This is a genomic window from Chelatococcus albus (assembly GCF_030067675.1).
Taxonomy (GTDB): domain Bacteria; phylum Pseudomonadota; class Alphaproteobacteria; order Rhizobiales; family Beijerinckiaceae; genus Chelatococcus_A; species Chelatococcus_A albus.
Genome location: NZ_JASJEV010000002.1, coordinates 207,253 through 222,359, shown reverse-complemented (window position 1 = coordinate 222,359; position 15,107 = coordinate 207,253). Strand labels below are relative to the sequence as shown.

The window sequence follows — 15,107 nt, the reverse complement described above, 5'->3', positions numbered from 1 at the left end:
CGAGGCCGACCATCGGATGGCGCCGGGTCCCGGCGCGGGAGGTTATGCCTGTCCCGCTCGGCACGCCGCCGGTCATTTCGCCTGCTGCATTCGCGTCCAGCTCCCGCGTGCGGACAGCCGCCGTGCGGACGCTCCGGCGGCCCGGGCGCTCACGCACGGCCTGCAGCATGGGCGAGGCGGAGGTCGAAGGCGGGCGGCGACTGCGCCGTCATCGCCAGCGCCGCCTGCAGCAGCTCCACATCCGCTTCGGGGCTCGGCCGCCAGCCGCAGGGACAGGCGTGGTCGGACCGATGCGCGTCTGCCACCTCCCTGTAGATCGACCCGACCGCCTCGGCGGCGAGGCTCATCACCGTCATGGGAGGCAATTGGCTTCCGTGCAGCGCGCTGCAGAAGGCCGCCATGATCGCCTGCCGCAGTTCGGCGCGCGCTGCGTCGGTACGCTCGTCCCCGGTCGGTTCAAGCGGCATGGTGTCCGGCCTCCGGCGGATTGGTTCGGCCCGCGGCGTTGCCGGGGGGCGCGAACCCCGCCGACGCGACGGTCAGGAGATCGACGAGGCGCTTCATGCGACCCGGAAGCCGGCCGTAGGCCTCGGCGCCCGCGTGCGCCGCCCCCCTTGTGAAGGCGAGCGCCAACCGCAGTTCCCGACGGCTGGCCTTGGTGCGCACCGCCTCCCGGATGATCAGCTCGTCCGCCTCGCCGACGGCCGCGATCACGTCGCGTTCGCAGATCATGTCCATCACGCCCTCTCGAACCGGTTGCCCTGATCCGCGGACGACCGTTAGCACTCACCCGAACGACAGACAAGTCATTGTTTTTGCTGAATAAATGCAACAATTCAAAACTGCTGCGCTGCCCTTTGCCCCTTGCACGCGCCCCGCAGATTCCCCTTCGGCAGCGCCGGGATGCGTGACCGGCCCCGCTCCGCCTGTCGCATGGGGTGAGGCCCCGCTGCCGGCGCCGGCCCGCAAGTCGGATGAGCCGGACCGGGATACGGGAAGGTCAGCCGCACCATTTGATCAAGATCAAATCTGCTGCCACAGAGGTAAGATTGGGCGTGTTACGGTCGAATATTTTGACGCGCCGCAAAGATCGCACCCTGCGCAAGGTACAGGCTCGCATCCATCGAGCAGAGAGATCGATGTCACGGAGGTTAGAATGTTCAACCGGCGCTCCCTCATGAAGGTCGTCGGGCTGACAGCCGTCGCGGCCGCCGCTCCGGCAGCAGCCGCCCAGGCCACCAGCCCGGCCGCTGCCCCGGCGCAGGCGCTGGACGTCTCGAGGCTCCCGCGCGAGCAGGTCGAGCTGGTCGCGCCGCCCTTCATCCACCCCCACGAGCAGGCCACGAAGGCCGGCCCGAAGGTCGTCGAATTCCGGATGGTGATCGAGGAGAAGGAACTCGTCATCGACAGCCACGGCACCAAGGTCCAGGCCATGACCTTCAACGGCTCGGTGCCGGGCCCGATGATGGTGGTCCACGAGGGGGACTACGTGGAGCTCACCCTCGTCAACCCCGCCACCAACAGCATGGCCCACAACATCGACTTCCACTCGGCCACCGGTGCCCTCGGCGGCGGCGAGCTGACGCTGATCAACCCGGGCGAGCAGGTGGTGCTGCGCTGGAAGGCGGACCGCACCGGCGTTTTCGTCTATCACTGCGCCCCGGGCGGGCCGATGGTCCCCTGGCATGTGGTGTCGGGCATGAGCGGCGCCGTGATGGTCCTGCCGCGCGACGGCCTGAAGGACGAGAAGGGCCAGCCGCTGAAGTACGACAGGGCCTATTACATCGGGGAGAACGACTTCTACGTGCCGCGCGATGCCAAGGGCAAGTTCAAGACCTATGACAGCCCGGGCGATTCCTATGCCGACACCGTCGAGGTGATGCGCAAGCTCACCCCCACGCACGTCGTCTTCAACGGCCGCGAGGGCGCGCTGACGGGCAAGAACGCCATGACGGCGAAGGTCGGCGAGCGCGTGCTCATCGTGCATGCCCAGGCCAACCGGGATACGCGGCCGCATCTCATCGGCGGCCACGGCGACTATGTGTGGGAGGCCGGCAAGTTCGCCAACCCGCCGCAGCGCGACCTCGAGACCTGGTTCATCCGCGGCGGATCGGCGGGGGCTGCCCTGTACACCTTCAAGCAGCCCGGCATCTACGCCTACGTCAACCACAACCTCATCGAGGCCTTCGAGCTCGGCGCCACCGCCCACTTCAAGGTGGACGGCACCTGGAACGACGACCTGATGAAGCAGGTGAGCCCGCCGGGGCCGATCGGCCCGACGAAGACCGGCGCGGTGAGCCCCCTGAAGCCGACCGGCAAGCACTGACCGCACGGGGCCCGCTTCCCGGCGGGCCCTCTCTCTCCGGGGAGCGGATCATGCCTTCCTATGCCGTCACAGTCACAGTCGCGGCCGCAGGAGCGGCCGCGATGCTCTTCACGGCAATCGCAGCCGCCCGCCCGCCAGACATCCCGCCCGCCCCCGACCTGCTCGTCTCCCTGCCGCCGGGCACGTTCCAGTATCGCGTCGCGGGCGACTTCAACCGTGAGGGGCGGCCGGTCAACGCGCCCCTTCGCACGGTGCGCATCGAAGCGGGCCTATCGATCATGAAGACCGAGGTCAGCGCCGCCGACTACGACCGCTGCGTCGCCGCCGGAGCCTGCGCGCCGCGCGCAGACGGCGAGCCGGGCCGGGCCGACCTGCCCGTCGTGGGCGTGAGCTGGCAGGACGCCACCGCCTACGCCGCGTGGTTCTCGGCCCGCACCGGTGAGCGCTGGCGGCTGCCGACCGACGCCGAATGGGCCTATGCGGCCGGCTCCCACTTCAAGGACGACGCCATCGCCCGCGACGACGGCGCCGGCGCCGTGAGCGAGCGCTGGCTCGCCCGCTACGACCAGGAATGGGAGCAGCAGGGCTTCGACCGGCGCGTCCGGCCGCACGGCGCCTTCGGGGCGAACGAGCGCGGCATCATCGATCTCACCGGCAACGTATGGGAGTGGACCAACACCTGCTTCCTGCGCCAGGGCCTCGATGCGACCGGCGAGGCCGCTGGACCGCGCACCGTCAACTGCGGCGTCCGCGTCGTGGCCGGCGAGCATCGCAGCTACGTCACCGACTTCATCCGCGACGTGCGCGCCGGCGGCTGCTCCGTCGGCGTGCCGCCCGCCAATCTCGGCTTCCGCCTCGTGCGCGAGGAGGGCGGCTTCTTGGCCGGCCTCGCCACCCGCCTGCGCCGGATCCTCGGCCGCAACGCCTGAAACGCCACAGCCACGGACGACCGCAGGGCGCTCCCTTGGCGGATACGGCCCGCCTTCCGGCACCCTACCGCACGAGCTGCCGGTAGATTGCCGGAAGGGCGGCCGGCAGGCGGCCGATGGCGCCGACGATCGCATAGCCGCCGCGACCGAAGAGGGTCGGGAAGTAGGACTGCGCGCCCGCGTCCACCGTCACGCCAAACACCGCAAGGCCCATCCGCCGCGCCTCCTGCACGGCCATTCGGCTGTCCTCGATGCCGAAGCGGCCCTCGTAATGGTCGACGTCGTTGGGCTTGCCGTCGGTGAGGAGGAGGAGGAGCTTGCGGCGGTTCGGCCGCCGCGCGAGTTCCCGGGTGGCATGGCGGACGGCTGCGCCGATGCGCGTGTAGTAGCCCGGCTTCAGGGCCCCGATGCGCCGCTCGATCGCGCCGCCCATGGCCTCGCCGAAGTCCTTCACCGTCTCCACCCTGACCCAGGAGCGCCGGCGCGAGGTGAAGGTGAGGATGCTGTGGTCGTCGCCGCAGGCGGCGAGCCCGTGGGCGAGCGTCAGCAGCGCCTCCTTCTCCACGTCAAGGACGCGGCGGTCGTCGATCCAGGCGTCCGTCGACAGGGACACGTCGACGAGCAGCGTGACGGCGAGGTCGTGCCCCTGCGCCCGCGTGGCCTGATGCACCCGGTCCGTGCCGCCGTTGCCGGCAGCGACGTCGCAGCGGGCGCGCACGAGGGCGTCGAGGTCGAGTTCGGCCCCGTCGACCTGCGCGCGCAGCACCTCGTGCCGGGGTCGCAGCGCCTCGAACTGCCGCCGCACCCGCGCGATGCGCCGCCGCGCCGCCGCGTCGGGGGCCCAGTCGGGCCCCTGTGACGCGCCCACCTCCGCCGCCGGGGCGACGAGCACGCGACAGTGGTCGGACAGATAGGCGCGCCGGTTGTAGTCCCACTCCGGATAGGTGAGCTCCGCCGTCAGGCGGCTCGCGTCCACCGCCTCCGGCGGCAGGTCGAGGTCGAACCTCAGGCGGCTCGCAGGCCGGCCCGCGCGGCGGCCCACGGCGAGCTCCTCGAGCTCGTCGGCGGCCTTCTGCGCATCCTCGTCCTCGCCCTCGTCCGACGGCCGATCGACGTTCACCATCTCGGCCATGGCGAGGATCTTCTCGAACCGGTTGAGCGCGAAGGGGGCGCGCCCGTCGCGCCGGTCCGCGTTGCGCTCGCGCACGGCGAAGCGCCGGCGCGTCTCCGCGGCAGACGTTGCGGAGGTGCCGGCGGGCTCGTCCGCCTCGGGCAGCGAGGGGCTCGCCGCGCGCGTCCAGGCGTCGCCCCACAGCGGGCAGGGCAGGATCGGCTGATAGCCCACGGGCGCCCTGCCCGGCAGCGTCCCGCCCTCCGCGACCGCCGCCCAGAGCGCCCCCTCCGGCGGGTCGCCGGCGCCGAGGAGCGCGAGCACGATGCGCTCCACCTGCCGTTCGAGGGCCGGCATCGGCCTGAACGGCCGCGCCGCAGCGGTCGCAGAGCAGAGGAGAACGTAAGTGTCGGCAAGCCCGGGAAAGGCCGCGAGGACCGCCGTTGCCGTTTCGCGCGCGCGGCGCAGGGTCAGGATGTCCCGCCGCAGCGGATCGGCCTCCGCCACCGGGGCGACGGGAACCGTCGCGAACCAGGCGGCGAGCCAGTGGTAGAGCGCACGATTGAGCCCCTCCTCCGGGAAGAGCGCGATTTCCTCCGGCAGGAACAGGGTCTGGGCATCGCGGCCCGCCTGCACGAGCCGCTCATCCCCAACGCCGATGCGCTGGCGCCAGCCGAGCCGATGCCCGAAGCGGCGCGCACCGGCACCGGCGAGCTGCACGGCGGCCTCGCCCCCGAAGGCGCGGAACATCACGGCGAGCGGCCCACGCATCTCGGCGAGCGTCGCGGCATGGTCAGGGTATCGCGGATAGGTGGCGGCACCGCCCACGAGCCGGTGCCAGGCACGGCCGACCGTCTCTTCGAGTTCGAGGAAATCGAGCATCGGCGCCCCGCCGGTCAGACGACGACCGCCCCGGCCACTTCGACGAGCGCAGCCTTCACCTCCGGCTCGTCGGTGAGCGGTTCGATCATGGTTGAGAGCACCGCCTCGCGCACCGGCATGCCGGCGGCGATGAGGCTCGCGCAATAGACGACGAGGCGCGTCGACACGCCCTCCTCGAGGTCCTGCCCCTTGAGGGCGCGCAGCCGGCCGGCGAGCGTGACGAGCGGAGCTACGCGCCCCGCGGGGAGGCCGCTCTCCGCCGCCACCACGGCGATCTCCTGCTCGGGCGGCAGGAAGCCGAACTCGAGGGCCACGAAGCGCTGCCGCGTGCTCGGCTTCAGGGTCTTGAGGAGGCTCTGGTAGCCGGGATTGTAGGAGACGACGAGCATGAAGCCGTCCGGCGCCTCCAGGAGTTCGCCCGTGCGCTCAAGCGGCAGGACGCGGCGATCGTCGGTGAGGGGATGCAGCACCACGGCCACGTCCTTGCGCGCCTCCACGACCTCGTCGAGGTAGCAGATGCCCCCCTCGCGCACGGCGCGCGTCAGCGGCCCGTCGGTCCACACCGTGTCGCCGCCCTTGAGGAGGTAGCGGCCGGTGAGGTCGGCGGCGGTAAGGTCGTCGTGGCAGGAGACAGTGTGGAGCGGCAGGCCGAGACGCGCCGCCATGTGGGCGACGAAGCGGGTCTTGCCGCAGCCCGTCGGCCCCTTGAGGAGGAGCGGCAGCTTGCGCCGCCAGGCGAGCTCGAAGAGCGCGCATTCGTTGCGGGCGGGCGTGTAGAAGGGCACGTCGCGCAGGGGCGTGGCGAGCACGGGCCGGGCGGTCGTCATGAGGCTGGTCTCCGTCGGGGAGGGACGTGCTGCGGGAAGGCCCGCGGTCGCTGGAGCGGGAGGACAAGCGGAAACCGCTCTCGCATCTCGTCCCGCACCAGCCCGTCAGGACCGATCGCAATGCTCCCGGCGCGAGGCGATCGGGAGCATCGCGATCCCGGCATCATTCCGCGGGCTGCAGGGCACCCGTCATGGTCGGCCGCCGCTCGCGGCCGGGCACCAGCACGGCCCAGATGAACATGAGCGCGGAGACGAGCACGACGACGCCGGAGCCGAGGCGGATCCAGTAGAAGAGGGCGAGCTGGTCCTGCACCTCCATGTAGCCCTGCCCGAGCACGCGCTGCAGGTGCACCTGGACGACGCCGGCGAAGGTGAGCGCGAAGGTCATCACCGTCATCGCCGTGCACATGATCCAGAAGCTCGCGATGCTGAGCCACTGGTTGTAGGGCGCGCGGCCGCGCATCTGCGGCATGGCATAGGCGATCATGGCGAGGTTGAGCATCACATAGGCGCCGAAGAAGGCGAGATGCCCGTGCGCGGCGGTGACCTGCGTGCCGTGGGTGTAGTAGTTCACCGAGGAGAGCGTGTGCAGGAAGCCCCACACGCCCGCCCCGAGGAAGGCCATCACCGAACAGCCGACCGACCACAGGAGCGCGGCGCGGTTCGGGTGATGGCGGCCCGCCTTCCAGGTCATCTGCACCGTGAACAGGATCATGGCGAAGAAGGGGGCCACCTCGAGCGTCGAGAACAGCGAGCCGATCCACTGCCAGTATCCGGGCGCGCCGATCCAGTAGTAGTGGTGGCCCGTGCCGAGGATGCCGGAGAACAGCGCCAGGCCGATGATGACGTAGAGCCACTTCTCGACCACCTCGCGGTCGATGCCGTTGAGCTTGATCATCAGGAAGGCGAGCACGGAGGCCATGACGAGCTCCCACACGCCTTCCACCCACAGATGCACGACGTACCACCAGTACATCTTGTCGAGGGCGAGGTTGATCGGGTTGTAGAAGGCGAAGAGGAAGAAGATCGCCACGCCCCACAGCCCGAAGAGCAGGATGTTGGTGACCGTCGTCTTGCGGCCCTTCAGCACCGTCATGGTGATGTTGAACAGGAACATCAGCGCCACGACGACGATCGCGACCTTGATGGCGAAGGGCTGCTCCAGGAACTCGCGCCCCTCGTGATAGTGGAAGAGGTAGCCGACGACCGCGACGGCCGCGGCGACGAAGAACAACCAGAACTGCAGCCTGGCGATGAAGGGGCTGTAGAGCTTTGTCTCCGCTTCCTCGGGCACGAGGTAGTAGGTCGAGCCCATGAAGCCCATGAGCAGCCACACGATCAGCGCGTTCGTGTGGATCATGCGCACGATGTTGAACGGCAGGAGCTCGGACAGCGTGTTCGGCAGCACGTAGATGGTGCCTGCCACCACGCCGAACAGCACCTGGGCCACGAACAGGGCGAGCGCCCCGTAGAAATACGGCAGCGCAACCTTCTGGGTTTCGTATTGCATGACGGCGTCTCGTCTCGATCGATCTCGGGAAGGGGCCGGCGCGGACTCAGCCGGACTTGCTGGGCGGCCAGTTCTGCGTCTTGATGCGGCTCGTCCACTCGAGGAAGTCGGCGAGGTCGTCGAGCTCCTGCTCCGTCAGGTTGAACTGCGGCATCTGCCGCCGGCCCGGCGTGCCGGAGGGCTGCGAGCGCATCCACGCCTTCAGGATCTCGCGGGCTGCGGCCGGATCCTCCTGGCCGCCCCAGCGCTGCCACACGTTGCCGACCTCGGGCGCGAAATAGGCCCCCTCGCCGAGCAGCGTGTGGCAGTTGATGCAGGAGTTCTTCTCCCAGACGTGCTTGCCGCGCGCGACGCCGTCCGTCAGCGTCTGCTTGTCCGTCGATGTATTGACCATGTAGAAGTGGCTGTGGGCCGTCAGACCCAGGAAGATGGCGAAGAAGAATGCCGATCCGCCGTAGAAGACGTTTCTCGCCGCCGACTTGGTGAGGCGCTCAGCCATCGCTATTTTTCCTTTCGAGCTGGCCGAAGGCGATCAGGCGTGGTGACCCACGGTTCGCCACCAAGCTAACGGCGCGGCCGGTGGGGTCTTTGTGCGTGCGCAAGCTTCGCGGCGAAGGCTCACACGGGCCGCAGCGCGGCCGCGAGCGAGGCGAGCCAGGCGACGGCGACGACCGCGACGATCCACGCTCCCAGGAGGCCGCGCCACGGCCCGGCCACGTCTCTGAGCCCCAGGAAGTCGAGGGCGAGCCATCGCCCCTTGGCAGCCGCCGCCAGGAGGAGGAGACCGTTCGTCGCAGGCCCGGCCGGCAGCACGGCGGCGACAGCGATGCTGCACAGGGTGAGGGCGGCGATTGCCGCCCAGGCGAGATCGACGCGGGCGCGCAGGCGGTCCATCCACTCACCGCAGGAGATAGATGAGCGGATAGACGACGAGCCAGACGAGATCGACCATGTGCCAGAAGGCCGTTCCCGTCTCCACCGCCGCGGCCTCGGCACGCCAAGCCGTCACGGCGAGGATGACCATGCCGAGGAGCACGTGCAGCGCGTGAAAGCCCGTGAGGAGATAGTAGAGGGTGAAGAAGGTGCTCGTCTCGAGCCCATTCCCCGCCGCGGTCTCGGCGGCATATTCCACGCCCTTGAGCGCGAGGAACAAAGCCCCGAGCGCGATGGCCCCGGCGAGCCAGAGCCGGGCGCCCCGGCGCCGGCCGGCCCGCGCCGCGATGCTGCCGCGCGCGGCGAACCAGCCGCTCGTCACGAGGGCGAGCGTGTTGAAGCCGGCGAGCCGGGCATCGAGCTGGGCCGCGCCCGCCGCGAACACGGCAGGCTGCACCGCCCGCGCGACCGAAAGGGCGGCGAGCATGAGGCCGAAGGCGGCGAGTTCGCTGCCGATCAGCACCCACATCATGGGATGGCCGGGCAGGCCGTCGAGCACGCCCCAGCCCTCCTCCCGCGACGCGGTGTCGCCGACGTCGGCCATTCTTCGCCGCCCTCCCGTCACCCCGTCCCGACGGGGCCCCTGACAGATAGGCCGGACGGCCCGGCGTTTCGTTGCGCCAGCACAAGGGCGGCGCGTCCCGCCTGCGTTCCTGTTTGAGGCGGCGCAATCTCGCGACCGGCTCGCCGATGTAGGCTGCTTGCGCCGCGAGCCGGCCCCCCGACCGACATCCCGCGGGAGATGGAGCCATGACCGACGCCCAGATGGGCCTCATCGTCGCCACGCCGCTCATCATCGGCTTCGCCGTGGCGCTGCGCCGCATCGGCGCCCTGCGCACGACCGGCGCAGTCACGGCGGTGCTCCTCTCTGCCGCGATCGCGGCCGTCCTCTATCTGACGCAGTAGGCAGCTGGAGCACTTCCCGATTCAATTGAATCGGGAAGTGCGTCTATCTGTTTGAGAACAGAGCATTTTCTTCGCCGAACCGGCGACCTCCTCGGCGGAAAATGCTCTAGCGGAAGGCGGGAAGACCCGCGAGCGGGTCGGGCCCGATGAGCAGGGCGTGGCCCTGCGCCACGAACCAGACGACGAGCACGAGCGCCACAGCCGCCGCCCGGGCGAGGGGCGCGAGCGCCGGGCGGCGCGCACGGCCCGCCAGCAGCGCGGCGAAGGGCACGACCGACGTGCGGCGGCTCAATGCCGCCCATCGCTCGGCGCCGAGCCGCGCCCGCGCCCTGCGGTCGACGAGCAGGAAGCCCACGCAGGACAGGAGTGCCATGGTGCCGAAGAGAATGACGGGCACGAGCCTTCCGTTCGGCGGGATGTGGGCGCAGGCCCAGATCAGGAAGCCCCAGAGCACCGGATGGCGCGTGATCGCCGTGACCGGCCCGGGCTCGCTGCCGCTGCGCAGGCTGACGGACAGCGGGTTCGGCTCGGCAAGGCCCGCAACGAGGAGGAAGGCCGCAAGGGGCATGGCGGCGAAGGGCACCACCCATTGCCACGGGGCCGGATCCCACAGCATGACCGTCTCGGCGCGCCGGGCAGCCACGATCACCCAGGCAAGAAGGCCGAGGGAGAGGAGGGAATAGGCGGCGAGATAGCCGCCCCGCCCCAGGGCGGCGACGAGCCGGCCGCGCACGGCGGGCATCGCCGGCACCAGATGGGCGACGAGAAACGCCGTCAATGCTGAGAGGAAGCCGACCATGCGTCCTTGTCGCCGCCGCTGCGGCGGCGGTCTTTGTCCCGGCGCAATTCCCTACCGCCTGTGGTCGCGGCCGCCAAGAGCACGTACCGGGAGAACGTACCAGGAGGACGCACCAAGGGGACGTCGGAAGGACGCGCCGGAAGACGACGTATCGCCCACTGCGCGGAACGGCGGGGCCGCGCACAAGCGGCCCGCCGGAAGGACGACCGGATCGTGCGATCAGCGCCGCGCGTCGAGAAGCGCGTTGACGCGATCGATCTGCTCCGGCGTCAGGGCTCTGTCGAAGCTTGCGGCGAGCTTCGCCTCGGCATCGCGCAGGGCCGCCTCCCGCTGCAGCGGATCGGTGAGGGCGAGCGCATTCACGCGGGCCCGATCGTAGGTCGCGATCTTGCCCACCGCCGAGTTCGGCGCCGCCCGCTCGCGCGCCCGGGCCGAGGCGTGGGCGGCATTCAGCGGCCCGAGGTCCCGCGCCTTGACGGGATCGACGACGGCGACCGCCTCCCGCAGCGTGCGTTCGCGGGCAAGGCGCGCGTCCCGCTGCTCCGGACCGACGGCTGCGGTCCTGGTGGCCGGGGCGCCGTGCGCCCGGGTCGCAAGCCCGCGTTCGGAGCGGGGCGTCGCCGCGCGCGCCGAGGGCAGATTGCCGGACCAGCGGGCCAGCGTCTCCGCGACACCGTTCGGAATGGCGTCGATCGATCGGGCCGCGCTCGCGCGCCCCGGGCCCGTGCCCCCGGCCTGATGCCCGCGGCCGCGGTGGCCACTGCGAATGTCGGTGCCATCGCGCACCGCCGCTGCACTGTCGGAGCGGCCGCCGTGGCCGCCGCCGTGGCCATTGCCATGTCCGCCGCCGTTGCCGCCACCGTTCCCGCCGCCATTGCCCCCACCGTTGCCGCCATCCTTGGCGAAGGCCGTGCCGGAGGTGTCGAGGCCAAACGTAGTCGGCAGGCTCGGAACGGCCGCGACAAGCCCTGTGCAGGTCGCAACGAACAGCCAATGGCGCAAGCGTGTCATTTGCCCTCCTCCGAGCGGTAGCATTCTCCCCTGCCCAGCAGTGATCCTATCGGGCACCGTCATTGCGGCAGCGGTATGACCGTATACGACCAGAGGAAGCCAACAATCTTCTCGCGTGAGAAGGTATCATAGTAACCCGCACTCAGAATTGTGCATATGACAGACGCGCCGTTACTATGATGATGCGCGTCGCCGCCGGCCGTCAGGGGGCGTCACAGCCAACCGGCACGGCGGAAGCGCCAGTAGAGGATTCCGCAGGCGGCCGCGAGCACGGCGAGAACGATGAAATAGCCGTAGGCCCAGTGCAACTCGGGCATGACCTCGAAGTTCATGCCGTAGATGCCCGCGACCGCCGTCGGCACGGCGAGAATCGCCGCCCAGGAGGCGAGCTTGCGCGCGATCTCCGTCTGTTGCGCCTGGCTCGTCATGAGGCTCGCCTCGAAGGCGAAGGCGAGCATCTCGCGCAAGGCGTCGATCTCCTCCTGCACGCGGCGCACGTGGTCCGTCACGTCGCGAAAGAGCGGGTGCAATTCCCCGTCGATGGCCGGCAGATCCGCATGTTCGAGGCGGCTGCACACTTCGACGAGCGGTCCGACGGCGCTGCGCAGGCGCAGGAGATCGCGGCGAAGCTGGTAGAGCCGCTCGACGTCGCTCTGCTTCAGGGTCGTCGCGAGCACGCCGTCCTCGATCGCCTCCGCCTCGGCCCGCACCGCCTCGATGACCGGCATGTAGTTGTCGACGATGAAATCGAGGATGGCGTAGAGGATGTAGTCCTCCCCATGCGCCAGCATTGCCGGGCAGGCCTCGCAGCGCTCACGCACGGTCGCATAGGTCACCGAGGCGCCGTGGCGCACCGAAACCACGTAGCCCCGGCCCACGAAGAGATGCGTCTCGCCGAAGGCGATGCGCCCCTCGACCATCTGCGCCGTGCGCGCGACGACGAAAAGGGCGTCGCCGTACTGCTCGAGCTTCGGGCGCTGATGAGCCTTCTCCGCATCCTCGATGGCGAGGTCGTGCAGGCCGAACTGCACCTGCACCTGCCGCAGGAGCTCCGCGTCCGGCTCGTGCAGGCCGATCCAGACGACATGCCCCGGCCGGCGCACCCAGTCGCCTGCGTCCTCGATGGCGACGTCGGCCACGCGGCGCCCCCCGACATAGGCGCTCGCACCCACCACACCCGGCCGGCGTGACGGCGCGGCGGCCGGGGATGCGGCAACCCGGGCCATGGGGCGCAACCGCGAGCGGCTCACGTCTCCGCCTCCTCGTGGACCTGGCCGCCGCGCATGAGCCGGCGGGCGATGTCGGCCGTCTGCAGTGCGGCACGCTCGGTGGGCGCATGGGCGGCGAGATAGCGCGCGACGGCGATCAGGATGTGCCGGCCCTCGGGGCCGCCGCCCCATTCGCCGAACTGGCGCACACCCGCTTCCAGCATCTGATAGGCGTGGAAGCCCCCATCCTCGCGCAGGAGCGCTTGCGCGAGCGTGCCGATCAGCGCCTCGGACGGGTAGCCGAGCGTCAGATGGCGCGCGACGAGGCGCCCCGCCGCATCGACCTGCCGCTGCCGGTCGAAGGCATCGAGGAGGGCCGTGCGGATCTCCCCCGCCTCGCGCGGCAGGTCGTCGAGCCCGTCGCCGTCCTCGCCCGGCAGGCGCGCCGGCGGCACGTTGAGATAACGCGCGAGATAGAGCGCCATCGCCCCGTGCAGAACGCCCCGGACAGCCGCGTCGCAGGCCCGCGGCGTGCCGCCGGTGGCGATGCGCGCGAGCGCCCGATGGACGGCATTGGCGTAGGTGAAGACGTGATGGGTCGTCTCCCAATCGGCATGCTCGTTCGCCGTGCCGAAACGGGCGACCCTGAGCGCCGCGGCATAGGCGAGCGCACGGCCGAGATCCTCGGGCGAGGCCCCTGCCCGCGCCGCCGCCCCGATCGCCTCCATGATCGCGGCCGCATCGTCGCCGAGCATGGCATGGGCAAGCGCCGCGTGGCCGGACCACGCGCCCCGCCCGGCGCCGGCCGCCAACAGGCCCGGCAGTTCGGCCGCCGCCGAACGGCACAGCGCCACGAGATCGACCGGCTGGCGCCAGGCCGTCTCCTCCTCCGCGCCGCGCGCCGCCACCATCTGGCCGACCACGGTGGGAAGCACCGCGGCGGCATGCTCCCAGCCGATCAGGTCGAGGCATTCGAAGGCCTTGTTGACGAAGTCGAGCGAATGCCCGCCGTCGGCGAAGACGCGGTCGGTCTCGGCCGTGAAGAGAAGCTCGGCGAGCGCCGCCGCCGGCGCCCCCGCCGCGATCGCTGTGAGCACGGTGCGCTCCGCCGCCTCGCGATGCCGAACCGTCGACCAGCGGCGCAGCCAGCCCCTGAGGACCGCGGGCTCGGGCCGGCTCGCGAGCGGCGCCCGCTCCCGCCGCGGCGCCTCCCCGTCGCAATCGGCGGCGACCCGGCGCGCCCCGTGGAACAGGGCGAGCGCCACCTCCCCATCGGACAGCACGGGCAGGAGGTTGCCGAGGGCGGTGAGGATCGTCAGGCCGATGCCCCAGCCGTCGCGGTTCCTGGCGCCGAAGAGCGCCGCCTGCCGCACGACGTCGCGCGACGCAATGCCGGCGGCGAGCGCCCCGATGACGGCCTTGGCGATGACGAGACCGAGGTTGTGGGCGAGCCCGTCGTCGAGGCGGCGGCGCCAGTGCCCCGCCGGGTCCGCATGGCCGAAGACAGGCTTCACCCAGATCTCGCCGTCGCGCAGTTCCACCGGGCAGATCGGCACGTCGTCCGCCCACGGATCGAAGGTGCAGCCGCTGGCGAGGTCGAAGCGCGCATGGTGCCAGTGGCAGGTGAGGATGCCGTCTTCAACGCTGCCGCGGTCGAGCGGAAAGCCCATGTGCGGGCAGCGGTTGTCGAGGGCGAAGACAGCGCCCTTGTCCCGCATGACGAGGATCGGCGGATGCGGGCCGCGCACGACGAGCCGGCCCTTCGCCTCGAGGTCGGCAAGCGTACCGGCATAGACATAGCCCGACGCGGACCGTTCCATGGGCGGCTCCCTCCAGCGGCGGCGCGGCACCCGGCGCAATCATAGCACCACGCGCTCCTGGCGTCGGCAGCGCCCGCCTCAGGCGAGATAGTCGTGCACCACCCTGCCGAGGCCGAGCGTCAGGTCCGCCCTGATGTGGAGCGCCGAGACCACGTCGAGGACGGGCAGGTCCGCCACGGGCGCGAGCGCGTGGGGGCTCAGCGACAGGGAGGCCGGCCCGGTCCAGGCGCCCTTGAGCACGATGTCCTCGAGGTAATATTCCACGATCTCGCAGATGCGCGGGCTGCCGTCGACGTGCGGGATGATCTTCAGCAGGAAGTTCGGCGCGGCGAGCGAGGCCTTCACGGCCTCGGCGTCGGCGGTCAGGTGCTTGTAGCCCATGGTCCCCGTGGCGACGCGCACAGGGCCGTAGTCGAGCGTGCCGACGAGCGTGTCGATCTCCGCCCTGAGGCTCGGGGCGGCGAGCTTCTTGGGAAAGCCCCACAGTTCGCGCCCGCCGGCGATGGGCGGATGGTCGTTGAGGAACATGCAGTGAGTGTAGCCGCCGGCGCGCCCGTTGAAGGTCACCGGGATCACCTGCCCGCTCTCGGTATAGTCGCCGAAGCCGGTGGAATCGGGCATGCGGATGAACTCGTACTTGACGAGCGGCTCCGCCACTTCGAGCGGCTCGGGCACCACTGCCTTCAGCTTCTGCGGGTCGGTGCGGTAGGTGATGATGAGATATTCCCGGTCGACGAAGCGATACGGCCCCGGCGGATAGGCGGGGCTCGTGAGCGGCATGGCGAAGGCTCTCTTGCGCACGTCCTCTTGCCTCATGGCGGGCGATCTCCTCATGGCGATGGCGT

The 15,107-nt window shown here is 70.6% G+C and carries 16 protein-coding genes; 3 read left to right on the top strand and 13 right to left on the bottom strand.

Features of this window, described 5'->3' with window-relative positions; translation table 11 throughout:
• Positions 1-149: 149 nt before the first annotated feature.
• A complete protein-coding gene (locus QNA08_RS04655) occupies positions 150-467 on the bottom strand; it encodes a hypothetical protein (RefSeq protein ID WP_283739516.1) in 318 nt (105 codons plus the stop codon).
• On the bottom strand, positions 457-738 hold the full coding sequence (locus tag QNA08_RS04650; protein WP_283739515.1) for a hypothetical protein: 282 nt from the start codon (positions 736-738) through the stop codon (positions 457-459). The genes QNA08_RS04655 and QNA08_RS04650 overlap by 11 nt, the downstream gene beginning before the upstream one ends.
• A 418-nt stretch (positions 739-1,156) precedes the next feature.
• Here QNA08_RS04650 and nirK point away from each other — a divergent pair, with 418 nt between their 5' ends.
• Both nirK and QNA08_RS04640 read left to right on the top strand, forming a co-directional pair.
• Positions 1,157-2,326, top strand: coding sequence for a copper-containing nitrite reductase (gene nirK / locus QNA08_RS04645; protein WP_283739514.1), 1,170 nt, complete (start codon positions 1,157-1,159; stop codon positions 2,324-2,326).
• Positions 2,327-2,376: 50 nt separating this feature from the next.
• Positions 2,377-3,255, top strand: coding sequence for an SUMF1/EgtB/PvdO family nonheme iron enzyme (locus QNA08_RS04640; protein ID WP_283739513.1), 879 nt, complete (start codon positions 2,377-2,379; stop codon positions 3,253-3,255).
• Between the two features lie 64 nt (positions 3,256-3,319).
• Here the strand turns inward: QNA08_RS04640 and QNA08_RS04635 are convergent, their stop codons facing one another.
• From QNA08_RS04635 to QNA08_RS04610, 6 genes are all read right to left on the bottom strand, one after another.
• The gene (locus QNA08_RS04635) at positions 3,320-5,248 is read right to left on the bottom strand and encodes a nitric oxide reductase activation protein NorD (protein ID WP_283739512.1); all 1,929 of its coding nucleotides are present in this window, start codon (positions 5,246-5,248) and stop codon (positions 3,320-3,322) included.
• 14 nt (positions 5,249-5,262) lie between these two features.
• Positions 5,263-6,075, bottom strand: a complete 813-nt coding sequence (locus QNA08_RS04630; RefSeq protein ID WP_283739511.1) for a CbbQ/NirQ/NorQ/GpvN family protein — start codon at positions 6,073-6,075, stop codon at positions 5,263-5,265.
• 163 nt (positions 6,076-6,238) lie between these two features.
• Entirely contained in the window at positions 6,239-7,585 is a 1,347-nt protein-coding gene (locus tag QNA08_RS04625) for a cbb3-type cytochrome c oxidase subunit I (protein WP_283739510.1), read from the bottom strand.
• Between the two features lie 46 nt (positions 7,586-7,631).
• On the bottom strand, positions 7,632-8,084 hold the full coding sequence (locus tag QNA08_RS04620) for a c-type cytochrome (protein WP_283739509.1): 453 nt from the start codon (positions 8,082-8,084) through the stop codon (positions 7,632-7,634).
• 119 nt (positions 8,085-8,203) lie between these two features.
• On the bottom strand, positions 8,204-8,479 hold the full coding sequence (locus QNA08_RS04615; RefSeq protein ID WP_283739508.1) for a cytochrome C oxidase subunit IV family protein: 276 nt from the start codon (positions 8,477-8,479) through the stop codon (positions 8,204-8,206).
• Between the two features lie 4 nt (positions 8,480-8,483).
• Positions 8,484-9,062 carry a cytochrome c oxidase subunit 3 gene (locus QNA08_RS04610; protein WP_283739507.1) on the bottom strand — a complete coding sequence of 193 codons (579 nt, stop codon included), beginning with the start codon at positions 9,060-9,062 and terminating at the stop codon, positions 8,484-8,486.
• A gap of 206 nt (positions 9,063-9,268) precedes the next feature.
• On the opposite strand from QNA08_RS04610, the gene QNA08_RS04605 reads away from it, so the two are divergent.
• A complete protein-coding gene (locus tag QNA08_RS04605; protein WP_283739506.1) occupies positions 9,269-9,424 on the top strand; it encodes a hypothetical protein in 156 nt (51 codons plus the stop codon).
• A gap of 106 nt (positions 9,425-9,530) precedes the next feature.
• Here QNA08_RS04605 and QNA08_RS04600 read toward each other — a convergent pair whose 3' ends face one another.
• The 5 genes from QNA08_RS04600 to QNA08_RS04580 all read right to left on the bottom strand — a co-directional run bounded on the left by QNA08_RS04600 (position 9,531) and on the right by QNA08_RS04580 (position 15,078).
• On the bottom strand, positions 9,531-10,223 hold the full coding sequence (locus tag QNA08_RS04600) for an NnrU family protein (RefSeq protein ID WP_283739505.1): 693 nt from the start codon (positions 10,221-10,223) through the stop codon (positions 9,531-9,533).
• 219 nt (positions 10,224-10,442) lie between these two features.
• Positions 10,443-11,234: a hypothetical protein gene (locus QNA08_RS04595; RefSeq protein ID WP_283739504.1), complete on the bottom strand. Its 792-nt coding sequence runs from the start codon at positions 11,232-11,234 to the stop codon at positions 10,443-10,445.
• Positions 11,235-11,446: 212 nt separating this feature from the next.
• Positions 11,447-12,460, bottom strand: coding sequence for a magnesium/cobalt transporter CorA (corA, locus tag QNA08_RS04590; protein ID WP_283739703.1), 1,014 nt, complete (start codon positions 12,458-12,460; stop codon positions 11,447-11,449).
• A 20-nt stretch (positions 12,461-12,480) separates the two neighbouring features.
• Positions 12,481-14,262, bottom strand: coding sequence for a Rieske (2Fe-2S) protein (locus QNA08_RS04585; RefSeq protein ID WP_283739503.1), 1,782 nt, complete (start codon positions 14,260-14,262; stop codon positions 12,481-12,483).
• A gap of 78 nt (positions 14,263-14,340) precedes the next feature.
• A complete protein-coding gene (locus QNA08_RS04580; protein ID WP_283739502.1) occupies positions 14,341-15,078 on the bottom strand; it encodes an acetoacetate decarboxylase in 738 nt (245 codons plus the stop codon).
• Positions 15,079-15,107 lie beyond the last annotated feature (29 nt).